The sequence below is a fragment of the Streptomyces sp. JLBJ103 genome (genome assembly GCF_058215575.1).
Map to the genome: position 1 here is coordinate 142,286 of NZ_CM177089.1, position 25,872 is coordinate 168,157.

Consider the following 25,872-nt stretch of genomic DNA (forward strand, 5'->3'; position numbering starts at 1 on the left):
CGCCTATTGAGGGTTGGTGACATGTCTGTTCCCGAGGACTCCGTCCGTCCGCTGTCGGGTGCGCAGGAGGGCATCTGGTTCGCCCAGCGGCTCGACCCCGCGAACGCGGCCTACAACACCGGTGAGTACACGGAGATACACGGTCCCGTGGACACCGCGCTGTTCGAGACCGCACTGCGGCGCGCGATAGCGGAGGCGGAGACCTTCGGTCTGCGCTTCACCGAGACCGAGGAGGGGCCCCGCGCCCACCTCGCCCCCGCGAGCGACCGCGACGCGGGCTCGGACGGCCATATCTGGCCACTGCACCGCGTGGACGTCAGCGCGGAACCGGACCCCCGCGCCGCGGCCGAGGCGTGGATGCGCGCCGATCTCACCACCCCCATCGGTCTCACCGAGGGACCATTGTTCACCGAGGCCCTCTTCACCATTGCGCCTGACCGGCTCCTGTGGTATCAGCGGGCGCACCACATCCTGCTCGACGGCTACGGCTACACCCTCGTCGCCCGGCGCGTCGCCGAGATCTACAGCGCGCTGGAGGCCGGGCAGGACCCCGGGCGCGGATTCCCCTCGCTGAACCGGCTGTTGAAGGAGGAGACCGCCTACCGCGACTCCGGGCGGCTCACGGCGGACCGTGCCTTCTGGACCGCACGGTTCAAGGACGCCCCCCGGCCCGTGAGCCTGACCGAGGGCACCGCGCCGCCATCGGACGCCGCCCTGCGCGGCGCCACCGCCCTCTCCGCGGCCGACGCCGAACGGCTCGCGGCCACCGCGGCCCAACTGGGCGCCGGCCGGGCCGAGCTGTTCCTCGCCGCGGCCGCCGCGTATGTCCACCGGGTCACCGGTGCCGAGGACATCGTGCTCGGCGTGCCCTGCATGAACCGGTCCGGCTCGGCGGCGCTGCGGACACCCGGCGTGGTCTCCAACGTGCTGCCGCTGCGCGTGACCGTGCGGCCCGGTACGAGCCTCGCGCGGCTCATCGGGGACGTGGCCGCCGAGTTGCGCGCCGTCCGCGCGCATCAGCGCTACCGGGCGGAGGAACTGCGCCGCGATCTGAATCTACTGAGGGGCGACCGGCGGCTGTACGGGCCGGTCGTCAACCTCGTGCCGTTCGACAACGAACCGCACTTCGGCGCGTACCGCTCGACCTTCCACCACCTGTCCGGCGGCCCGGTCGAGGACCTGACCGTCACCCTGCGGCCGGGCCGCGGTGGCAGCGGACTGCATATCGCCTTCGCCGCGAACCCGAGGCTCTACACCGCGGAGGAGCTCGCCGGGCACCAGGCCCGATTCCTCTCCCTGCTGCGGCAGTTCACCGATGCCGCGGGCATGGCCCAGGACGCCGAAGGCACGGCTCCTGAGCCCGACGTCGCCGGTCTCTCCCTGCTGCTGCCCGGCGAGGACCCGGGGTACGCCGCCGCCCCGGACCCCTCCCCCGCGCGCGACGCGACCCTCCCCGCACGGTTCGAGGCCCAGGCGGCCCGGACGCCCGGCGCGACCGCCGTCACCTACGAGGGCACCGCCCTGACGTACGCCGAGCTGAACGCCCGCGCCAACCGCATCGCCCGGCTTCTGGTGGCGCGCGGTGCCGGGCCGGGCGGTGTGGTGGCCCTGGCCCTGCCGCGCTCCGCCGAGCTGGTCACCGCCCTGCTGGCCGTCCTCAAGTCAGGCGCCGCCTACCTGCCGTTGGACCCCGGCTACCCCGCCGAGCGGATCCGCACCGTGACCGAGGACGCACGACCGGCGCTGCTGGTGACGGATGCCGGAACCGCGTCCGCGCTGCCGGACACCGCTGCCGACACGATCGTCCTCGGCGACCCGGACACCGAACGGGACCTCGCCGGCCACTCACCCGCCGATCTCGCCGACGGCGACCTCCGCGCCCCGCTGACCCCGCACGACACCGCGTACATCATCCACACCTCGGGCTCCACCGGCCGCCCGAAGGGCGTGGTGATCCCGCATGCCAATGTCATCCGGCTCTTCGAGACCTCCGCCGGGCTGTTCTCCTTCGGCCCGGACGACGTGTGGACGCTGTTCCACTCCTACGCCTTCGACTTCTCCGTCTGGGAGATCTGGGGTCCACTGCTGCACGGCGGCCGGTTGGTCGTCGTCCCGCAACCGGTCACCCGCGCGCCGGACGAGTTCCTCTCGCTGCTGCGCCGTGAGCGTGTCACCGTCCTCAACCAGACTCCGTCCGCCTTCCAGCAGCTGATCCAGGCCGACCGCGAGGCCCCGGGGGAACCCCTCGCCCTGCGGTATGTCGTCTTCGGCGGCGAGGCACTGGAGCCCGCCCAACTGCGCCCGTGGGCCGAGCGGTACGGCGACGAGGCGCCGGTGCTGGTCAACATGTACGGCATCACCGAGACGACCGTGCATGTCACCTTCCAGCGCGTCACCCTCGCGCTCATCGGGGAGGACCGGCCGCGCAGCATCATCGGCACCCCCCTGCCGGATCTGCGCGTCTACCTCCTCGACCACTCCCTGCGGCCGGTCCCGCCCGGCTGGACGGGCGAGATGTACGTCTCCGGGCCCGGTCTGGCGGACGGCTATCTGGGCCGGCCTGATCTGACGGACGAGCGGTTCGTGGCCGACCCGTTCGGCCCGGACGGCATGCGCATGTACCGCACCGGCGACCTGGCCCGGCGGCTGCCGGACGGCACGCTGGAGTACGCCGGGCGCGCCGACCAGCAGGTGAAGATCCGCGGCTTCCGGATCGAGCCGGGCGAGATCGAGGCGGCGCTGACCGGGCTCGGGGATGTCGCCCGCGCCGCCGTCGTCGCCCGGCCCGCCGGTGACGGTGAGCGGATGCTCGTCGCCTACGCCGTGCCCGCACCGGGCAGCGCCCCTGATCCGTCGGATCTGCGCGCGTATCTGGCCGAGCGGCTGCCCGCGCACATGGTGCCCGGTGCCTGCGTCCTCCTGGATGCCCTGCCGCTGACCGCCAACGGCAAGCTGGACGCCGAGGCACTGCCCGCACCGGACTTCGCCGCCGCCGCGCACGGCCACGCCCCGGTCACCGAGGCCCAGGCCCTCCTGTGCCGGCTCTACGAGGAGGTGCTGCGGCTGCCGGAGGGGACGGTCGGCGCCCACGACGACTTCTTCGCCCTCGGTGGCCACTCGCTGCTCGCCACCCGGCTGCTGACCCGGCTGCGCGCGGCCACCGGCGCCGATGTGCCGATGGCCGCCGTCTTCACCACGCCCACCCCGGCGGAGATCGCCGCGCTCCTGCCGGAGAGCGCCCCGGGGACGGCGGACCGTCCGGCGCTCGTCGCCGTGCCGCCCGAGCGGCGGCCCACGCGCATCCCACTCACCCCCTCCCAGGCCGGTCTGTGGTTCCTCAACCGGCTGGAAGGCCCGAGCCCCACCTACAACATCCCGCTGGTGATGCGCTTCGCCGGGCCGGTCGACGCGGAGGCACTGCGCGCGGCGCTCGCCGACGTCGTCGCCCGGCACGAGGCGCTGCGCACCCTCTTCCCGCACGAGGACGGCGAGCCGCGCCAGGAGGTGCTGGCCGCGGACGCTCCGGCCGCCCGGCCCGTCCTGCACGTGGCGGAGGCCACCGAGGCGGACCTGCCCCGGCTACGGCAGGAGGCCGTCCGGTACGCCTTCGACCTGGTCTCCGAACTGCCGCTGCGCGCCCACCTGTTCCACCTCACCGATGCCGACGCCGATGCAGGCAGCGTGCTCGTCCTGGTCGTCCACCACATCGCCGCCGACGGCTGGTCCCTCACCCCCCTCGGCCGCGACCTCGCCCACGCCTACACCACCCGCACCGACGGCCACACCCCCAACTGGACCCCGCTCCCCGTCCAATACCCCGACTACACCCTCTGGCAGCACACCCTCCTCGGCAACGAAAACGACCCCACCAGCACCACCGCCCGCCAACTCCACTACTGGCACACCACCCTCGCACACCTCCCCGACCAACTCCCCCTCCCCTACGACCACCCCCGCCCCACCCAGCCCGGTCATGCCGGGGACACCGCCCACTTCCGCATCGACGCCGCACTCCACCGTCGCCTCGCGGAGCTGGCCCAGCAGCACAGGGCGACGCCGTTCATGGTGCTCCAGGCCGCCTGGGCCGCCACCCTCACCCGCTGCGGCGCGGGCACGGACATCCCCCTCGGCACGCCCACGGCGGGCCGCGAGGACGAGGCGCTGACCGACCTCGTCGGATACTTCGTCAACACCCTGGTACTGCGCACCGACACCTCCGGCGACCCCGCCTTCGCCGAACTGCTCGACCGCGTCCGGGACACGGACCTGGCGGCGCATGCGCACAGCCGACTGCCGTTCGACCGGGTCGTGGAGCACCTCAACCCGCCCCGCGCCGTGGGGCGTCATCCGCTGTTCCAGGTGATGCTCGCGCTCCAGAACGCCGAGGACGCGCACACCGAGGTGGAGATGGCGGGCAGCCGGGTGCGCCTGGATCCCGGGGGCATCGGCACCGCCCGGTTCGACCTGATGGTGTCCCTCACCGAGCGGTGGACGCCGGACGGCGCGGCCGACGGACTCGAGGGAACGGTGGAGTACAGCACCGAGCTGTTCGAGCGGAGCACCGTCGAGCGGCTGGTCGCGCGGCTGGTGCGGCTGCTCACCGGTGCGGTGCGGGCACCGGAGCAGCCGCTGTCCCGGCTGCCCCTGCTGGACGCGGCCGAGGAGGCCGAGTGGGAGGCGTGCGCGCCCGCCGTGGAGCGGGCCCTGCTCGCCGCCGACGGAGTGCGCGACTGCGTGGTACGGGTGCGCCGTTCGGTCGCCGGTGCTCTGGAGGCGGTCGCCCACGTCGTGCCGGGCGCTGCCGTGGACCACGGCCGTCTGGCGGCCGCCGCGCGGCCCGCGCTGCCCCGCGCCGCGGGCCCGCTCCACGTCGTCCTGGTCGCGTCGCTGCCGCGGACGCCCGGCGGCGCGCTGGACACCGGGGCGCTGGACCGCCTTCCGGTGCTCGACGAGGGGCTGGCCGCCACCTGGGAACGGGCCCTGGGCCAGGCTCTCGACACCACCGCCGCGGCTGTCGTCGTGCGCGACACCGCACCGCCGGCCGTGGGCCATCTGCACCTCGGGGGCCTGCCCGGTGCCGGACCGGCCGCCGGGACCCCCGTCCCCGAAGAAGAGCCGCGGGAGGAGGAGTCGCAGACCGTTCCGGACGGCGCGGACCTGCCCGGTGCGGTTCCCTCGGTGAGCGAGGGCCCACGGCTGGACCCGCCGCCGTACGCCCGTCTCGGCGAGGCTCTGCGGGCCGCCGCGCAGGGTGACGGCGAGATCGTCCACATCCGCGAGGACGGCTCCGAGCACCGGCAGTCGTACACCGCGCTGGCCGAGGAGGCGTCGCGGGTCCTCGGCGGGCTGCGGGCGCACGGGGTCCGGCCCGGGGAGACGGTGATCTTCCAGTTCGATGCCACCGAGGACTTCCTGACCGCGCTGTGGGGCTGCGTCGCGGGCGGCGTCACCGTGGTGCCGATGAGCGTGCCCGGCTCGTACCGGGATGCCTCACCGCAACTGGAGAAGCTGGCGAACGTCTGGCGGGCGCTCGGCCGTCCCCGGATCGCCGCCGGGCCCCGCCCGGCCGCGGAACTGCGGGAACGGGCCGCCCACGAGGGCTGGTCCGGGCTGGAGGTGCTCCCCGTCGACGAGTTGCGCGATGCCCCGGCCGCCACGGACTGGCACCAGCCGGACCCCGGCGAGGCAGCGCTGATGATGCTGACCTCCGGCAGCACCGGGCTGCCCAAGGCCGTGCCCGTCACCCACCGGATGGTGCTGAGCCGCGCGGCGGGCACCGCGCAGCACAACGGGCTCACCGAGCGGGAGACCAGCTTCAACTGGATGCCGCTGGACCACGTCGGCGGGGTGGTGATGTTCCACATCAGGGATGTGTTCCTGGGCTGCCGTCAGATCCACGCCCTTCCCTCGTGGGTCACCGAGGAGCCGCTGCGCTGGCTCGATGTGATGGACCGGAACCGGGTGACGGTCACCTGGGCGCCGAACTTCGCCTACGGGCTGGTGCGCGCGCGGGTGGCCGAGGAAACGGAGCGCTCCTGGGATCTGTCGGCGCTCAAGCTCGCCATGAACGCGGGCGAGGCCGTCGTGCCCCGGGTGGCGCGCCAGTGGCTCGCCCAGCTGGAGCCGTTCGGTGTCCGCCCGGACGTGATGCACCCCGCCTGGGGCATGTCGGAGACCTCATCGGCGGTCACCGACACCGCCTTCTCGGCCGCGGCGGGCGCCGAGGACGTGTACGTGAGCTGCGGCAAGCCCTACCCCGGGTTCTCGATCCGCGTGGTGGACGACCGGGACCGGGTGGTACCCGAGGGACATGTGGGCCACTTCCAGGTGCGCGGCCCCTCCGTGACGCCCGGCTACCACAACGCCCCGGAGAAGAACGCCGAGTCCTTCACCGAGGACGGCTGGTTCCGCACCGGAGACCTCGCGTTCCTGCGCGACGGCGAGCTGTACCTGACCGGGCGGGCCAAGGACGTCATCATCGTCAACGGCGTCAACCACCCCAGCCACGAGATCGAGGCCGTGGTGGAGGAGACCGCGGGGGTGCGGCGCTCGTACACGGCGGCCGTCGCGGTCCGCACATCGGCGGCGGCCGGGACGGACGACATCGCGGTGATCTTCTGCCCGGCGCCGGGGGCCGACGAGCGGCAGCTGCTCACGGAGATCGCGGGGCGGGTGACACGCGAGTTCGGCGCCGCCCCCTCCTTCGTCCTGCCGGTCGCCCCCGCCGACATCCCCAAGACCGAGATCGGCAAGGTGCAGCGGACGCTGCTGCGGCAGCGGCTGGAGGAAGGGCGGTTCAACGACGTCATCCGCCGCACCGATCTGCTGCTGGGCGGCGACCGCACCATCCCGGACTGGTTCCACCGGCCGGTCTGGCAGCGGGAGGACGCCGTCCACGCCGCCGCGCCGGCGGGCGGGCACACCGTGGTCCTGGCCGACGCGGACGGCACGGTCGCCAAGGGACTGGAGGCGCTGCTCACCACGGACGGCTGCCACGTCACCGTGACCGCCGGGCCGGAGGACCTCGGCGCCGGGCAGTCGGACCGGGTGGTCGACCGGGTCATCGACCTGAGCCTGCTCGACGTCCCGGCCGACGGCGGTGAGCTGCCGCGTCCCGACGGGACGACGGCGGCCGTCTCCCGCCTGGCGGGGATCGTCGCGGCCCTCGCTCCCCGCGCCGACGAGGAGCGGCGGGTGTCCGTCGAGGTCGTCGCCCGGCACAGCGCCGCGGTCCACGACGGCGAGCCGGTGCGCCCGGAGCGGGGGGCGGCGCTCGCCGTGCTCAAGAGCGCGGTGCAGGAGCTGCCGTGGCTCGACGGGCGCTGGACCGACCTCGGTCCCGCGGACGAAGCGGCGGACGTCCCGGAGGACGCCGCCCGGACGGCCCGGAGCCTGTACGCCGAGATCGCCCGCCCGGCCACCGACCCGGAAGTGGCCCTGCGGGACGGGGCGCGCTGGATCCGCCGGCTCGCCCCGCTGCCCGCGCCCGAGGCCGGGGACGGCCCGGACGCACCGGTGTTCACCCCGGGCGGCCACTATCTGCTGACGGGTGGTCTGGGCGGTATCGGCACCGAGCTGGCCCGCCATCTGCTGGGCGAGTGCGGTGCCCGGCTCACCCTGCTCGGCCGTACGCCGGTGGCGGACGACCCCGCCCGCGCCGCCGTGATGCGCGAACTGGGCGCGCTCGGGGACGTGCGGTACGCCGTCGCCGACATCACCGACCCGGAGGCCGTACGCCGCGCGCTGGACGAGGCGCGGACGGCGTACGGCGAACTCGCGGGTGTCCTGCACCTGGCCGGGCGCTTCGTCGAGAGCCCGCTCACCGAGACGACACAGCGGCAGTGGGCGGAGGTGCTCGCCGCCAAGACCACCGGCGCCACCATCCTCACCGACGCCCTCCGCGACCGACCCGGCACCCTCTTCATCGCCTTCTCCTCCGTCAACGGACACTTCGGCGGCGCCATGGCCGCCGCCTACTCCGCCGCCAACGCCTACCTCGACACCCTCACCACCCACCAACGCCAACTCGGCCTCCACGCCCACACCATCGCCTGGAGCATGTGGGACAACACCGGCATCAGCCACAACTACCCGCACCAGGCGCTCACCCGCGCCCGGGGCTTCCGGATCCTGGGCCGTCGGCACGGCGTGCGCTCGCTGGCGCTCGCGCTGCGCCACGGGCTGCCCCACGTGCTGGTCGGGCTGGACCCCACCGCGCCCTGGGTGCGCAGCCACCTCGCCGCCCCGGCCGAGCCTCTCCAGCAGCTGACCGGCTACCACGTGACCGCCGGTACGCCGGACACGAGCGGTAGCCCGGACACGGCCCTGCCGGACGCTCTGCCGGACCGCTTCGGCACACCGGTGCCCTGCGCCGTGGAGACCCTGGACGCGCTGCCGCTCACCCCGGACGGACGGCCCGACCGGGAACGGCTCGCGGGCCGCTTCCGGACCGGTGCCGGGGCCGGTGAGCGCCCCGCGACGGAAACCGAGCAGGCGATCGCCGGTGTCTGGTGCAAGGTCCTCGGCGTCGACGGCGTCGGCCGCGACGACGACTTCTTCGCCCTGGGCGGCCACTCGCTGCTGGCCACCCGGCTCGTGGGGCGGCTGCGCTCCGTCCTCGGCCTGGAGCTCGCCGTCTCGGACCTGTTCACCGCGCCGACGGTGGCCGGTCTGGCCGCACGCGCCAAACGGCAGGGCGCACAGGCCGAGGACGACATCCCCGCACGGCCGCCGCTGGTGCCCGTCGAGCGGCCGGAGTCCGTTCCGCTGTCCCTGGCCCAGTCCCGGATGTGGTTCCTCAACCGGATGGAGGGGCCGAGCCCCACCTACAACATCCCGCTGGTGCTCCGTTTCGAGGGGCGGCTCGACGCGGAGGTGCTGCGCGCGGCGCTCGCCGACGTCGCCGCCCGGCATGAGGCACTGCGCACGCTCTTCCCCGACGACGAGGGCCGTCCGCGCCAGCAGGTGATGGAGACCGGGCAGGCCCGGCCGGACCTGCTCACCTCCGAGATCCCGGCCCGCTGGCTGGAGGAGCAGATCCGCTCGGCCTCCCGCATCGGGTTCGACCTGGGCGCGGAACTGCCGCTGCGTGCCCACCTGTTCCACCTGACCGACGCCGGTAGCGTGCTCGTCCTGGTCGTCCACCACATCGCCGCCGACGGCTGGTCCCTCACCCCCCTCGGCCGCGATCTCGCCCACGCCTACACCACCCGCGCAGACGGCCACAGCCCGAACTGGACCCCGCTCCCCGTCCAATACCCCGATTACACCCTCTGGCAGCGCGCCCTCCTCGGCGACGAAAACGACCCCACCAGCACCACCGCCCGCCAACTCCACTACTGGCACACCACCCTCACAAGCCTCCCCGACCAACTCCCCCTCCCCTACGACCACCCCCGCCCCACCCAGCCCAGCGGCGAGGGACGGCTGGTGCACCGCCGACTCGGCGCCGATACGCACCGGGCGCTGACCGATCTGGCGCGGCAGCGCGGCGCGACGCTGTTCATGGCGCTCCAGGCCGCCTGGGCCGCCGCGCTGACCCGGGCCGGGGCCGGTACGGACATCCCGCTCGGCACGCCCTGGGCGGGCCGGGACGACGAGGCCCTGGCGGATCTGGTCGGCTTCTTCGTCAACACCCTGGTGCTGCGCACCGACACCTCCGGCGACCCCGCCTTCACCGAACTGCTCGACCGCGTCCGGGAGACGGACGTCGCCGCCCAGGCCCACCAGGACGTGCCGTTCGACCGGGTCGTGGAGCACCTCAACCCGCCCCGGGCCGCGGGCCGTCACCCGCTGTTCCAGGTGGCGATGGCCCTCCAGGGTGCGGCGGGCGCGGCGGTGCGGATGGGTGGCGAGGAGGTGCTGCCCGAGCGGCCGCACGCCGGCGCCGCCAAGTTCGACCTGATCCTCAACGTCTCCGAGCGGCAGGAGCCGGACGGCGCTCCCGGCGGGCTGGACGTCGCCCTGGAGTACAGCACGGACCTGTTCGACGCGGGGACGGCGGAAGATCTCGCCGATCTGATGTGCCGGATCGCCGAGTCCGCGGCGGACGGCCCGGAACTGCGGCTGTCCGCCCTGGGCGGCGGCTCCGCCCGCGCCGGGCAGGCGGCGGCGCGTGCCGAGACGGCGGTACGGGCGCTGGGCTCGGTGCACGACTGCGCCGTGCTCGTCCGTGACAGCGGTCTGATGGTGTGTGTCGTGCCCGAGGGGCCATTGACGGACCGGCAGGTGACGGAGGCGGCGCGGCGGGCCGTCCCGGCTGCGCTGCCAGTGCACACCGTGCTGGTGTCCGTCCTGCCGCGCACGGCAGAGGGCGCGGTGGACACGGCCGTCCTGGAGTCCCTTCCGGTGCTCGACGAGGAGGCCGCTGCCGCCTGGCAGGCCCGGCTCACCGCCGATCCGCGGGTGGGAGAGGTGGCCGTACGGATCGAGGACGCCCCGGCCCCGGCACCGCGCCGGGTGCATCTGGGCGACATCCCCGGCGGGCTGGCCGCCGGTTCGGTGCCCACCGGGGCGTCCGGGACGGACGCGGCGGCGGACACCGGCCAACCGGCCGCGGGCACGCCCTCGATCGTGCACGGGCCCGAGCTCGTCCCCCTGGACGTGACGGACCTGGTGACCGCCATGCGGCGGGCCGCCGCCGGACCGGGCGACCTGCTGCACCTGCGGGCCGACGGCTCCGAGGACCGGCAGACGTACGCGGAGCTGGCGCGCGAGGCCTCGCGCGGCCTGCACGGGCTGCGGGCCCTGGGCCTGGGCACGGGCGACAAGGTCGTCCTGCAACTGGCCTCCACCCGCGACTTCGTGACCGGATTCTGGGCCTGCGCGCTGGGCGGCATGGTCGCGGTGCCGCTCGCCGTGCCACCGGGCGGCCACACCCCGGGCAGCGCCCAGGCCACCCGGCTGGCCGGTGCCTGGGAGGCCCTCGGCCGGCCGCTGGTGCTGGGCTCCACAGGTTCCGGCGATGCCATCGCCGGGCTGCTCGGCACGGACCGGGTGGCCGAGTTGGGCACGCTGCTGGACGGCCCCGCCGACGAGGACTGGCACACCGCCGACCCGGACGAGCTGGTCCTGCTCATGCTCACCTCCGGCAGCACCGGGCAGCCCAAGGCCGTCGAGCTCCGGCACCGCAACATCCTGGCCCGCACCGCCGGGGTGATCGACCTCAACGGGCTCACGGCGGAGGACCCGTCGTTCAACTGGATGCCCCTGGACCACGTCGGCGGCGTGGTGCACGTACACATCCGGGATCTGGTACTGGGCGCCCGTCAGGTGCATGCCCCGACGCCCTGGGTCCTGGAGGACCCGCTGCGCTGGCTCGACGCCCTCTCCCGCTACCGCGCGGCTTCCACCTGGGCGCCGAACTTCGCCTACGGGCTGGTCGTGGACCACCTCGCCGCCGCGGCCCCGGACCGCGCCTGGGACCTGTCACGGCTGCGGATGTGCCTCAACGCGGGAGAGGCCGTGGTGCCGCGCGTCGTGCGGCGCTTCCTGACGGCCCTCGCACCGCACGGACTCCACGGCGACGCCGTGCAGCCGGTGTGGGGAGCGGCGGAGACCTGCTCCGGTCAGACCCACGCCGTCCTGACCATGGAGAACACCACGGACGACGACACCCTGGTCAACCTCGGCCGTCCCTACCCCGGCTGCTCCATCCGGATCACCGGCGAGGACGGCCGCGTCGTACCCGAGGGCACGGTCGGCCATTTCCAGCTGCGCGGCCCCGCCGTCACCGACGGCTACCACCGCGCTCCCGAGCACAACGCCGAGGCGTTCACCGAGGACGGCTGGTACGACTCCGGCGATCTGGGCTTCCTGCGCGGCGGTGAGCTGACGCTGACCGGGCGGGCCAAGGACACCATCATCGTCAACGGCCACAATCTGCACCCGCACGACATCGAGGCGGTGGTCGAGGAACACCCCGCCGTGGAGCGCTCGTTCACCGCCGCCGTCGCCGTGCGCACCCCGGCCGACACCACCGACCGGCTCGCGATCTTCCTCTCGCTGCGGCCCGGCACCGACCGGGCCGGGACCCTGGCGGAGATCGCGGGGAAGGTCACCGCGCAGACCGGAGTGCGGCCCGGCCATCTCGTGCCGGTGGCCTCCGGCGACATCCCCAAGACCGAGATCGGCAAGATCCAGCGGGCGGCGCTGCGTTCCCGCTTCGCCGCCGGGGCGTACGCGGAGGTGATCCGGGAGACCGATCTGCTGCTGGGCAACGAGCGGACGGTGCCCCACTGGTTCCACCAGCCGGTCTGGCAGCGGGCCGGTGCCCCGGCCGGGGACCCGGACCGGTTCGCCGAGGGTCACACCCTGGTGCTCGCCGACCCCGGCCGCTCCGTGGCGGGCCGGCTCGCCGCCCTGATCACCGGGGCCGGGGGCCGGTGCACGGTCCTGGAGGACCCCGCGCTGTTCGCGGCGGCCGCCGGCGCGGTGCGCCGGGTCGTCGACCTCACCCGGGTCGGTGCCGCACCCGCGGATCCGCTGGACGCCGGGGCTGCGCTCCGTCAGGTCCGCGCCGTGGGCGACCTGGTGAGCGCGCTGGCCGCCCGGCACGAAACCAACAGCCCGGTGGAGCTGGAGATCGTCGCGACCGGCAGTGCGGCCCTGTCCGGAGAGGAGCCCGCCGCCCCGTGCGGCGCCGCGGCCGCCGCGGTGCTGCGCAGCGCGGCCCAGGAACTCCCCTGGCTGACCGCGCGATGGACGGACGTCGGGCCCGGCGACGGCATGGCCGAGGCGCTGTTCCGGGAGCTGTCCACGGTGTCGGCGGAGTCCGACGTCGTACTGCGCGGCGGTGAGCGCCACGTTCGCCGCCTGGCGGAGGCGGAGCCTCCCGCGCGGGGCGGCGCGGCGGTCGAGCCGCCCGTCCGCGAGGGCGGGCACCATCTGGTCACCGGCGGTCTGGGCGGGGTCGGCGCCGAGCTGGCCCGGCATCTGCTGACCCGTCACCGGGCCCGGCTCACCCTGTTCGGCCGGACGCCGGTGGCGGACGACCCCGCCCGCGCCGCGGTGCTCCGGGAACTGGCGGCGCTGGGCGAGGTGCGGTACCGCGTCGTGGACGTCACCGACCCGGAAGCGGTGCGCGGCGCGCTGGCGGAGGCGGGGCCGGTGGACGGCGTCTGGCATCTGGCGGGGCGTAGCGCCGACCTGCCGGTGGCCGGGACGACGGAGCGGCAGTGGGCGGAGGTGCTCGCCGCCAAGACCACCGGCGCCACCATCCTCACCGACGCCCTCCGCGACCGACCCGGCACCCTCTTCATCACCTTCTCCTCCGTCAACGGACACTTCGGCGGCGCCATGGCCGCCGCCTACTCCGCCGCCAACGCCTACCTCGACACCCTCACCACCCACCAACGCCAACTCGGCCTCCACGCCCACACCATCGCCTGGAGCATGTGGGACAACACCGGCATCAGCCACAACTACCCCCTCAAGGCGCTCACCGCCGCGAAGGGCTACCGCCCGCTCGCGCCGCGCGAGGCCCTCGGCTCCCTGCCGGTGGCGCTCAGTCTCGCCGAGCCGCATACGCTCGTGGGCCTGGACCCGGCGGCGCCCTTCGTCCGGGCCCGGCTGGCCGCCCCCGTCCGGCCGCTGCTGCGGCTCACGGGTTACACCACACCGCGCGAGGACGCCGCACCGCATCCGGCCGGGACCCGGCCGGACAGCCTGCCGGACCGCTTCGGCACCCCCGTACCCTGCACGGTCGTACCCGTGGAGGCACTGCCCGGCGACGGCGCGGAGACGGCCTCGAGCACCACCGCGGCGGCGCTCGGCGATGCGAACGGAACACGGCCCGGCGGGGCGGGGGCAGAGCTCGTACCCGCGCTCGTCGCCCTGTGGGGCGAGGTCCTGGAGACCGACGGCCTCGGACCGCACGACGACTTCTTCGCGCGCGGCGGGCACTCCATCCTCCTGGTCACCCTGCGCACCCTCATCGAACGCCGGCTGGGCCACCAGCCGGAGATCGCCGACCTGTTCACCCACCCCACCCCCGCCGCCCTGGCCGCCCATCTGGCGGGCCGGGAGCGCACCGCGGCCACCTCATCGGAAGCCGATCAGCGCACCCGGCAGCGGCGTGAGCACCAGGCCCGCCGCCGGGCCGCCTCGATCCGGAAGGACACCCCTGACCATGGCTGAGCCCATCGACCCGCAGACCCCCGGCGAGGCGGACGAGTTCGGCAGCATAGCGATCGTCGGCATGGCCGGGCGGTGGCCCGACGCGCCCGACATCGAGACGTTCTGGCGCAATGTGGCCGCCGGGCACCACAGCACCAAACCCATCCCGGACGACAAGTACCGCGCGGCGGGCGGCGACGAGGCCGGGCTGACCGACCCGAACCGCATCCGCCTCGCGTCCACCATCGACGACATCGAGCTGTTCGACGCGGACTTCTTCGGCTATGTGCCGGGCGAGGCCCAGCTCGTCGACCCCCAGCAGCGTATGTTCCTGGAGGTGTGCCACCACGCCCTGGAGAACGCCGGTTACGACCCGGCGCGCGGCGGCGGGCAGATCGGTGTGTACGCGGGCGTCAGCCAGAGCGAGTACTTCCTCGACCACATCCACCCCCGCTACGGCGACACCCCCGGCTCCCTGGAGCTGCTCGCCGCCAAGGCCGGCAACGTGCCCGACGCCCTGACCATGCGCGTGTCGTACAAGCTGGGCCTGACCGGGCCGAGCGTATGCGTGCAGACCACCTGCTCCACCTCGCTGGTGGCCGTGCACATGGCCTGCCAGGAGCTGCTGAACTTCCGCTGCGACACCGCCCTGGCGGGCGGCTCCTCGCTCAACCCGGTGGCGTACCGCGGCTATCGCTATGTCGAGCAGGGCATCCTCTCCCCCGACGGTCACACCCGCGCCTTCGACGCGGACGCCCGGGGCACCATCCGCGGCGACGCCGTCGCGGCCGTCGTGCTGCGCCGGCTGGAGGACGCGCTCGCCGACGGCGACCGGATCTGGGCCGTCATCAAGGGCTCGGCGATCAACAACGACGGCACACGCAAACCCGCGTTCAGCGCCCCCAGCCCACAGGGCCAGACGGAGGTCATCAGGGAGGCGATCGCGGCCGCGGACGTCCCCGCGGACACCATCACCTATGTGGAGGCCCACGGCACCGGCACACCGGTCGGCGACCCCATCGAGGTCGCGGCGCTGACGGCGGCCTTCCGGGAGAAGACCGACCGCACCGGGTTCTGCGCCCTGGGCTCGGTGAAGTCCAACGTGGGCCACACCGACACGGCCGCCGGTGTCACCGGGCTGATCAAAGTGGTGCTGTCGATGCGGAACCGCCGGATACCCGGCACCGTGGGGTTCCGCACGCCCAACCCCGCCATCGACTTTCCCGCCACGCCGTTCCGTGTGCACGGCGAGACCATCGACTGGGAGCCGCCCCAGGACGCCCCGCTGCGCGCCGGGATCAGCGCCTTCGGCGTGGGCGGCACCAACGCCCATGTGATCGTCGAGGAACCGCCGCGGTCCGCGCCGCGCGCCGGGGACGACGGCTCCTGGCAGCTGCTGCGGTTGTCGGCCCGGACCCCCGAGGCGCTGGACCAGCTCTCCGCCGGTCTGGCGGGCCAGTTGGCCGCCGAGCAGGCGCCGCCGCTCGCCGACGTCGCGCACACGCTGCGGACCGGACGCCGTGAACTTCCCTACCGCCGCACCGTGGTGTGCAACGAGACGGCCGAGGCCGCCGAGGCGCTGCGGCACCCGGGCGGGGTCGCGGGCCCGGTCCCGGCCGAGGGTCGGCAGCTTGCCTTCCTGCTGCCCGGCGGCGGTGCGCAGTACCCCGGCATGGGCGCGGGGCTCTACCGCTCGGAGCCGGTGTTCCGGGACGCCATGGACCGCGCCTCCGCCGGTTTGCGGCCCCTGCTCGGCCATGAACTGACCGATCTGCTCTACCACCGGGACCCGGCGGACCTCCCGAGCGACGTCCCCTTCGACTTCCCCGCGCTGGTCGCGGTCGAACACGCGCTGGCCGCGCTCCTCGCCGAGCGGGGCGTACGGCCCTCCGCGCTGCTCGGGTTCTCGCTCGGCGAGTACACCGCCGCCGTACTGGCCGGAGTGATGTCCCTGGAGGACGCGCTCGGCCTGGTGAGCCTGCGGGAGCGGCTGATGCTGCGGGCCGGTGGCGCCACGCTGAGCGTCTGGCTCGGCGAGGCCGCGCTGCGCCCGTATCTCGCCGACGGGCTCGCCCTGGACCTGGCGACGGTCAACTCCCCCGGCGCGTGCACGGTGTCCGGCACCGAGGACGCCGTGGGCGAGATGGAACGGCGGCTGACCGCCGACGGTGTGGAGTGCTCCCGGGTCCGGCTGGCCGCCGCACCGCATTCGCGGCTGCTCGACCCGGTGCTGGAGGAGTTCGCCACGGCGGTCCGCGCGGTCACCCTCAACGCCCCCGCCATCCCGTACGTCTCCAACCTCACCGGCACCTGGATCACCGCGGAGCAGGCGACCGACCCCGCCTACTGGGTGCGGCACATGCGCGGCACCGTCCGGTTCACCGACGGTCTGGCCGCCCTCGCCGAGGCGGGCGACCCCGTGCTGCTCGAATGCGGCCCCGGCCGTACCCTGGCCGGCTACGCGGTGGCCCGGCCCGGCGCCCCCGCCACCGTCGTGCCCGCGATGCGGCATGCCAAGGCGGCCCAAGTGGACGATGAGCAAGCGCTGTTGGAGGCGGTCGGCGGACTGTGGGCGCTCGGCGTCGCGGCCGGGCCGAGCACGTCCCCGGACGACGCCCGGCGGGTGCCGCTGCCCGGCTACCCCTTCGCCCGCACCCGGCACTGGATCGAGCGCGCGGCCCGGGGCACGGCCGAGCCCGCGGCCGCACCGCCGGCCCCGCGGGTCTTCCCCGTGAACCTCGCGGCCGAGGACGCCCAGCTGCGCGCCGCCGAGGAGCGCCTGCGCGCGAGCATGCCGGTCGACGCGGTGCCCGTGGACGTCCGCGAACTCCTCGACCGGCTGTGCGCCCTGCATGTGACGGCCTATCTGCGCTCGCAGGGTGTCTCCACCGAGCCCGACGCCGTCCATGAGCGCGCCGATATCCATCGGACGCTGCGGACGGTGCCCGCCTACCGCAAGTTCGTCGAAGCCCTGCTGCACATCCTCGAGGTGGACGGCATCGCCGAGAGCGAGGGCGACCGGCTGCGCTTCACCGGTGACGCGGGCGACGACGAGGAGATCGCCAAGGTCGAGCGGACGATCCGCGAGAACCACCCCGAGTACCTCGCCGAACTGGACCTGATCGAGCACTGCCGGGCCCGCTACGGGCAGGTGGTCAGCGGGGAGCTCGCGGGCACCGAAGTGCTGCTGCCCGACGGGCGCTCCGACATCAGCCGGCCGGTCGCCGAGAAGTGGGTGGAGGCCAGCGACATCGGGGTCTACCGCGATCTGATCGCCGAGACCGTCGCGCGGCTCGCCGCGCGGGTCTCCGGCCGTCCGGTGCGGATCCTGGAGGTCGGCGGCGGGCAGGGCGGCGTGACCTGGACCGTGGCCGGAGCGCTCCAGGACGTGCCACAGGTCGAGTACCGCTTCACCGACCTCGGCCGCGCCTTCGTCCTGGGCGCGCAGCGCCGCGCCGAGCAGGAAGGGCTGCACCACATGTCCTTCTCCACCCTGGACATCTCCCGGGACCCCGCCGGGCAGGACATCGAGACCGGCGCCTGGGACATGGTGATCGCCTACAACGTGCTGCATGCCACGCCCGAGCTGCGGGCGACGCTGCGGAACGTGCACGGGCTGCTCGCGCCGGGTGGCGCGCTGTTCCTGCTGGAGGCCAGCCGCGAACCGCGGTTCGCGGTGGCCACGGCGGGTCTGTTCGAGGGCTGGTGGTACTTCGAGGACGGGCTGCGCGAGCACACCCCGCTCGTCACGCCCGACGTCTGGCGCGGCCTGCTGGCCGAGACCGGATTCGGCAACGTCGCCTCCTACCCCGAGGTGCCGCAGGAGAAGTCCTTCACGGCGCACGCGCTGATCGTCGGCCAGCGGCCCGCCGATCAGGACCCGGTCCCGGCGAGCCCGGCTCCGGCCGCCGGGTCCGGGTCCGGGTCCGGGTCCGCCGGGAAGACGTTCAACCGCCGCCCGGCGCTGGCCAAGCCGTACGTCGAGCCGCGCACCGACCTGGAGCGGCGGGTCGCCGAGCACTGGCAGGAGGTGCTGGGCGTCGAACCGGTGGGCGTCGAGGACGGCTTCTTCGACCTCGGCGGCGACTCGCTGCTGGCTCTGCAACTGGTCACCCGGCTGCGCGACGAGCTGAAGGTGGAGCTGTCGGTCAAGCGGCTGCTGGAGCGGCTGACCGTGGCCGCCGTCGCGCAGGACATCGAGGCCGGGTCGTCCCGGTCCGACGAAGGCCCGGCCGTGATCCGTCGCAGCGCGCGCCGCGACGCTGCCCGCCAGCAGGGCTGAACCCCCCGTCCGGCGGTGCGGTCGGCCCAGGGCCCCCTTTGACGACGGACCCCAGCCGCCCGCACCGCCCTGTCCAGGAGTCCCGTATGCCCGCAACCGCCGCGGACGGTCCCGTCTCCGCGACCGCTGTCGAGACCTCTCCCGCGCCCCGCTCCGAGGAGCCCGGCCGGCTGGCCTTCCCCGCCTCCTCCGCCCAGGAGCAGATGTGGTTCCTCCAGCAACTCGCCCCGGACAACCCGTATTACAACGTCCCGCTGTCCCTGCGCCTGACCGGCACACTGGACCGTGACGCGCTCGCGGCGGCCGTCGCGGACCTGGTGGACCGGCACGAGACGCTGCGGACGGTCTTCGACGACTCCGGCGACGAGCTGCACCAGGTCGTCCTGGACCGCGCCGAGGTGCCGCTCACCGTGACCGCACTGCCCGGCGAGGACGCCCCGGAGCACGGTGCGGCCCTGCGCACGGCACTCGACGCCCTGGCCCGGCGCCCCTTCGATCTGACGGCCGAACCGCCGGTCCGCGCGGGGCTGCTGCGGCTGGCCGACGACGAGCACATCCTCGTCCTGTGCGTCCACCACATCGTCGTCGACGGCTGGGCACTCGGCATCCTGGTACGCGAACTGGGCGTCGCGTACGCGGCCCGGTGCACGGGCCGCGCCCCCGAACTGCCCGAGCTGTCCATCCAGTACGCCGACTGGTCCGAGTGGCAGCGCGAGCGGCAGGACACCGAGGACGCACGGGCCGGGCTCGCCTACTGGCGGGAACGCCTCTCGGGCGAGCTGCCGGTCCTGGAGCTGCCCGCCGACCGCCCCCGCCCGGCCCGGCCTTCGTACGCGGGCGCGCAGTGCGAGCTCCAGCTGCCCGCGCCGCTCACCTCGGCGCTGCGCGCGTTCTGCCGGGAGCGCGGGGTGACGCTCTACACCGCCCTCCTGGCCGGGTACGCCGCGTTCCTGTCCCGGCACACCGGCGGCGACGACATCATCGTGGGCACCCCGTTCGCCAACCGGGACGAGCCCCAAGTTCAGCCGGTCGTCGGCTACTTCGCGAACGTACTGCCCATGCGGCTGTCGCTGACCGGCGCTCCGTCGTTCACCGAGCTCGTCGCGCGGGCCGGAGAGACCGTGCTCGGCGCCCGCGCCCACGACCGGACGCGGCTGGAGCAGATCGTCGCGGAGGTCGCCCCGGAGCGGACGGGCGACCGCGCCACTCTCGTCCAGGCGGTCTTCGCGCTTCAGGACTTCGCCCTCCCCGAGCCGGAACTCGCCGGGCTGAAGGCCGCGCACTTCCTCGTCGACGCCCAGTCCACCCGGCACGACCTGGAGTTCCATGTCCAGGACGACGGCGGCGCACTGCGGGTCCTGGTCGTCTACGGCACGGATCTGTTCGACGAGCCGACCGTGCGGCGGATGGCACAGCGCTGGGTCCGCCTGCTCCAGGCGGCGGTGGCGGCCCCGCTCACGCCGGTGACCGCCTTGGACCTGCTCACCGAGGAGGAACACACCGCCCTGGCTGCCGAGTTGACGCGGCAGGCCCGCCCGGCCGAGGCCGTGGAGGCGACGGAGCCGGTCGCACTGCCGGAGCGTTTCGCGCGGGCGGCCGCCGAGCGTCCCGGTGACGTGGCCGTCGTCGCCGGCCCGGACGAGCTGACCTGGCGGGAGCTGGACGGCAGGGCCGCGCGGCTGACGGCGCGGCTCGCGGCCGCCGGTACGGCCCCGGGCAGCCGACTGGCCGTCGCGGCCGGAGCGGACGCGTCCGGCGTGACGGCGCTGCTCGCCGCCCTGCGCACCGGGGCGGCGGTGGTCGTTCTCGACCCGGCCGACCCGCCGGAGCGCAACCGGGACCTCGTCCACCGCGGCGGGGCGCACGCCGTGCTCACCGACGCCGAGGGCGTGTGGGGCGTGCCCCGTATCCCGCTCGGGGGCACCGTACCGGACGCGGGGGACGTTCCCCCCGCGCCGGTACGCGACGGCGGCCCGGTGCTGCTGGAGTGGTCGGACCACGGCCTGCTGGGCGTCGGCTCCTCCGCTCTCGCCGCGCAGACGGCTCTGCTGGCCGACGCCGCGGGGCTGCGCCCGGACGACCGGGTGGCGGTGGCCGCACCGCCCGGCTCCCCGGCCTTCGTGCGGGGCGTGCTGGCCGCGCTCGCGTCCGGCGCCCGCCTGCTGCTCGGTGGCAACGACGAACGGGGCGGCCAGGACGAACAGGGCGGCCGGATGGCCGCGCCCACCGTGGTACTCACCGCCGACCGGCCGACGTCCGTGCCCGGTGCGCGGACCGTGCTGCTCGCCCCGCCCGCACCGGGCCCGCGGACCGCGGCCGACCGGGTCGCGCTGGCCCCGGGCGTCGGCCCGTACGCCCTGGCGCTCGAAGGGCGGGCGGACTTCGGCCCGCTGCTTCCCGTGTGCGTGCTGGACGGGGAGGGGCCGCATACCCCGTGGGGGGTGCCGGGCGGCGTCTGGGCCGCCCCGGGCGGCGGTACGGTCGCCGGACTCCCTGAGCGCAAGGACCCGTTCGGCGCGGGGCTGCTCCTCCAGCCCGTCGGCCACACCGGCCGGATCGTCCCCGGCGGACGTCTGACGGCGGACGGCGGTGGCGCGGAGGGCGCCGTGCTGGGCGGGCAGTGGGTGGACCCGGGCTGCGTCGAGCGGGCGCTGCTGGCGCTCGACGCCGTCCGCGACTGCCGGGTGACGTTCCGTCGACGGCTCGACTGTGCCCTGGAAGCGGTCGCGTTCGTGGTGCCGTCCGCCGCCGTGGACCGGGAACGGCTCACCGCCGCCGCGCGCACCGCGCTGCCTGCCGGTGCCCCGCCCGCGCGAGTGGTGGCCGTCTCCGTCCTGCCGCGCACCACCGACGGGGGCGTGGACGTCGCGGTCCTGGACCGGCTGCCGGTGGTGGACGAGGAGCTCGCCGCCGCCTGGGAGCGGCACCTCACGACCGAGGCCGACGGCGGGTCCGCCGTCGTGCTGATCACCGACGATCCGCCGCCGGAGCCCGAACGGCTGCACCTCGGCACACGCGACCTCGGCCCCCGCGGGTCCGGCCACGGCACCGAACAGGCCGGTAGGGACCGGGAATCCGCGCGGTCCCGGGAACCCGCGAAGGCCGACGCCCCGCCCTCCGTCTCCACCGGCCCCGAGCTGCACCCGCTGCCCGTGGCGGACCTGGCGGCCGCGCTGCGCCGTACCGCGGCCGGGGACGGCGGCATGACACATCTGCGGGCCGACGGCCCGCAGGAACAGCAGTCGTACGCCGCGCTCGCCGAGGACGCCTCCCGGGTGCTGGGCGGTCTGCGGCAGCTGGGCGCCCGGCCGGGCGACCCGGTGCTCCTCCAACTGCCGGACACCCGGGACTTCGTGACCGGTTTCTGGGCCTGTGTCATCGGCGGGTTCGCCGCCGTGCCACTGGCGGCCCCGCCCGGCGGCTACGGCGTGGACAGCGCCCAGGCGGCACGGCTGGCCGACGCCTGGGACACCCTCGGCGAGCCGTGGATCCTCGCACCGTCCACGGCCCGTGACGGGATCACGGGGCTGCTGGCCCGGCAGGGGCGCGGCACGGCCCGCGTGGCCTGTGTCGACGAGCTGCTGACGGGCGGCCAGGACCAGGACTGGTACCGGCCCTCGCCCGACGACCTCGTCCTGCTGCTGCTCACCTCGGGCAGCACCGGACGCCCCAAGGCCGTCGAGCAGCGGCACCGCAATATCCTCACCCAGGTCGCCGCCGTCCATCAGCGGCACGGCATCGGCCCGGCCGACCGGTCGTACAACTGGATGCCGCTGGACCACGTCGGCGGCCTCCTCATGACGCATGTGCGCGATCTGGTGGCGGGCGCCTCGCAAGTGATCGCACCCACGTCCTGGGTGCTGGAGGACCCGCTGCGCTGGCTGGACGGCATCGACCGGTACCGCGCCACCACCACCTGGGCGCCGAACTTCGCCTACGGGCTGGTGGGCGAGCGGCTCGCCGAGGAACCCGGCCGCGGCTGGGACCTCTCCTGCCTGCGATTCGCGATCAACGGCGGCGAGGCGGTGATCGCCCGGGTGGTGCGCCGCTTCCTGGCCGCGCTCGCGCCGTACGGGCTCTCCGGCACGGCCGTGCACCCTGCCTGGGGCATGTCGGAGACCTGCTCCCTCGAGGCCGATAGCGTGCTGACGCTGGAGAACAGCACGGACGACGACACGTTCGTCAGCTGCGGCCGCCCGCTCCCCGGGTTCTCCGTCCGTGTGGCGGGCGAGGACGGACTGCCGGTGCCGGAGGGCGCCGTCGGCCGGCTCCAGGTGCACGGCGCCGCCGTGACCGACGGCTACCACCGGGAACCGGCGAAGAACGCCGAATCCTTCACGGCGGACGGCTGGTTCGAGACCGGCGACCTGGCGTTCCTGCGCGACGGCGAGCTGTATCTCGCCGGGCGGGCCAAGGACACGATCATCGTCAACGGCGTCAATCTCCAGTCCCACGACATCGAGGCCGTGGCCGAGGACGTCCCCGGCGTGGAGCGCTCCTTCACCGCCGCCGTCGCGGCCCGCGCACCGGGGGACACCACCGACCGGCTCGCCCTTTTCTGCTGTCCGCAGCCCGGTGCCGACGAACGGCGGCTGGCCGTCGAGATCACCGGCCGGGTCACCCGTGAGACGGGGGTGTCCCCCTCGTTCCTGGTGTTCACCGAACCCGCCGCCATTCCCAAGACGGAGATCGGCAAGATCCAGCGATCGGCGCTGCAACAGCGTCTGGCGGCAGGCGAGTTCGACGCGGCGCTGCGCCGGACCGATCTGCTGCTGGGCAACGAGCGGACGATCGTCAACCGGTTCCACCGGCCCGTCTGGCGGCGCGCCGAAGCCCCGCGCACACCGCTCGCCGCCGTCGACCGGGCCCACACGGTGGTACTCGCCGACCCCGGCGGGGCGGTGGCGGACGCCCTCTGCGGGCTGGTGCGGGCGGCGGGCGGCCGGTGCACCGTCCTCGGCCCGGGGGCGACGGGGGACGACGCGCTCGACCGGGCCGACCGCGTGCTGGATCTGCGGCTGCTCGACGCGCCCGCGCGGGAGCCGGAGCCGCTCGCCGCGCTGACCGCCCTGTTGCGCGCCCAGTCCGCCGTACGGGAGGCGACCGGACGGGCGCTCGTCCTGGACGTCGTGGCCACCTCCAGCCGGGCGGGGCTCGCCGGGCGGGGCCCTGTCGTGCCGGGGCGGGCCGCGGCCGTTCCCGTGCTCAAGAGCGCCGTGCAGGAGTGGCCGTGGCTGACCGGCCGGTGGATCGACGTGGACACCGCCGGCGGACCCGAGAGGCTCGCGGCCCTGCTGTGGGCGGAGAGCCGGTCCCCCGTCACCGACGGGGACATCGCCTACCAGGACGGCGTCCGGTACGTGCAGCGGCTGGAACAGCTGCCCGCTCCCGGATACGCGTCGCCGCTGCGCGAGGGCGGGCACTATCTGCTCACCGGCGGGCTCGGCGGGCTCGGCGTGGACACCGCCCGCCACCTGCTCACCGCGTACGGCGCCGCCGTGACCCTGGTCGGGCGCGGCGACCCGGGCCGGGATCCCGGCCGGGCGGCCGCGCTGGAGGAACTGCGGGCGCTGGGCGACGTACGGTACGCCGTCGCCGACGTCACCGACCGCGCGGCGGTCCACCGGGTGCTGCGGGAGGCGGCCGGGTGTCACGGCGGGACGCTGGACGGGGTGTTCCACCTCGCCGGTGTGCTGGAGGAACGCCCTCTGGGCGAGGCGGACGCGGACCACTGGGAGCGTGTCCTGGCCGCGAAGACCACGGGCACGGAACACCTCCTGGAGGCGCTCGGCGACCGGCCCGGCGCGCTGTTCGTCGCCTACTCCTCCGTCAACGGCCACTTCGGGGGCGCCGGAGCGGCCGCCTACGCGGCCGCCAACGCCCACCTGGACGCGCTTGTCGCCGGGCGGCGGGACGCCGGGATGCCGACGGTGAGCCTGGCCTGGAGCATGTGGGACGAGCGCGGTATGAGCCGTGGCTACGCCCTCAAACCGCTGACCCGGGCCCGCGGTTATCTGCCGCTCGGCCCCCGGGAGGCCGTCCGTTCCCTGGACGTCGCCCTCCGCCACGACGAGCCGCACCTGCTGATCGGCCTGGACGGCGGCGCCCCTTGGGTGGGCAGCCATCTCACGGGTCCCGCGCATCCGCTGCACCGCCTCACCGCCTATCTGGTACCGGCTCCCGGGGGCGGGCGGCAGGGGGCGGACCGGCCGGGCCCGGCGGATGTCTTCGGCACGCCCGCCTCCTGCGTCCGGGTGCACCACGAGACCCTGCCGCTCACCGCGGACGGCGATGTGGACCGCGAACGGCTGCGCCGGGCCGGGGCCGGTGGCGTCATGGCCCCCGGCGGCGCGGCTCGCGGCGGGGAGCCCCCGCGCGACGGGACCGAGCGGGCGCTCGCCGACCTGTGGTGCTCCGTGCTCGACGTCGACCGGGTCGGCCGCCACGACAACTTCTTCGACCTGGGCGGGCGTTCACTGCTGGCGACCCGCCTGGTCAGCCGGATCCGTACGGTGCTCGGCCACCCCGTCGGCGTCGCCGCCCTCTTCGAACACCCCACGGTGGCGGGGCTCGCGGCGCATCTGGAGGGACGGTCGACCGGCGCGTCCCCGTTCGCCCCGCATCTGCCGCTGCGGCCCGAGGGCAGCGCCACTCCGCTGTTCTGCTTCCACCCCGGCGGAGGCATCTGCTGGCCCTTCGCCCCGCTGCTCGCCCACCTCGACGGGGCGGTTCCGGTGCACGGCGTGCAGTCGCCGGGCCTCACGGACCCGGCGGCGCTGCCGGGCTCCATCGAGGAGATGGCCGACGACTACACGCGGCGGATCCGTGAGCTGCGCCCGTCCGGGCCGTATGCGCTGCTCGGCTGGTCGCTCGGCGGGTTCGTCGCGCACGCGGTGGCCGAACGGCTCCAGCGGGTGGGAGAGCGCGTCGAACTCCTCGCCGTCCTCGACAGCTTCCCGCTGCGGCAGGAGGACCTGGGGTCGCTGCCCGCGCCCGAGGAACTGGAGGGCATCCTGCTGGGTCTGCTGCTGGACGGCGCGGGGGTGGCTCCCGCCCCTGGCGTGGCCCCGCCGGACCGGGCCGCCGCGGTGGCCGCACTGCGGAGCAGCGGCAGCGCCCTGGCCGGAATCGACGAGGCCCAACTCGGCCGCATGGTGGACGTCATGCGGCACAACACCGGGCTGGTCGCCGGGCACACGCCCGGCACGGTCGACGGCGACCTGCTGGTTTTCACCGCGCGCCGCAGCCACGCCGCGGACGCGCCGCCGCCCGCCGAGCGCTGGCGGCCGCATATGACCGGCGAGGTGACCGACCACGTTCTGGACTCTCTCCACCAGGAGATCCTGCGCCCCGCGCAGCTTCCGTTCATCGCCGCGCCGCTCAACGCCCGGCTCGCCCCGGGCGGCGGCTCACCCACCACCAGGGAAGGGCGATCTTCGTGACCCCCATCATCATGGACCGGAACAGTCCCATGG

General features: G+C 74.9%; 3 protein-coding genes. All 3 read left to right on the forward strand.

Translation table 11 applies throughout. The annotated features are described in order from the left end of the window. Nucleotides 1-21 precede the first annotated feature (21 nt). The 3 genes from AC4BEG_RS00625 (at nucleotide 22) to AC4BEG_RS00635 (ending at nucleotide 25,839) form a co-directional block, all read left to right on the forward strand. Nucleotides 22-14,136 (forward strand): amino acid adenylation domain-containing protein, encoded by a 14,115-nt coding sequence (locus AC4BEG_RS00625; protein ID WP_490703931.1) that lies wholly within the window; start codon nucleotides 22-24, stop codon nucleotides 14,134-14,136. Next, on the forward strand, nucleotides 14,129-18,397 hold the full coding sequence (locus tag AC4BEG_RS00630; protein ID WP_490703932.1) for a type I polyketide synthase: 4,269 nt from the start codon (nucleotides 14,129-14,131) through the stop codon (nucleotides 18,395-18,397). The genes AC4BEG_RS00625 and AC4BEG_RS00630 overlap by 8 nt, the downstream gene beginning before the upstream one ends. Before the next feature lie 86 nt (nucleotides 18,398-18,483). Continuing rightward, complete coding sequence (locus AC4BEG_RS00635) at nucleotides 18,484-25,839, forward strand: SDR family NAD(P)-dependent oxidoreductase (protein WP_490703933.1); 7,356 nt, start codon at nucleotides 18,484-18,486, stop codon at nucleotides 25,837-25,839. Nucleotides 25,840-25,872: the final 33 nt, after the last annotated feature.

Bases quoted from the DNA above. Each gene is read 5' to 3' on its own strand.
- AC4BEG_RS00625 (WP_490703931.1), top strand. From the start codon at position 22: ATGTCTGTTCCCGAGGACTCCGTCCGTCCGCTGTCGGGTGCGCAGGAG.
- AC4BEG_RS00630 (WP_490703932.1), top strand. From the start codon at position 14,129: ATGGCTGAGCCCATCGACCCGCAGACCCCCGGCGAGGCGGACGAGTTC.
- AC4BEG_RS00635 (WP_490703933.1), top strand. From the start codon at position 18,484: ATGCCCGCAACCGCCGCGGACGGTCCCGTCTCCGCGACCGCTGTCGAG.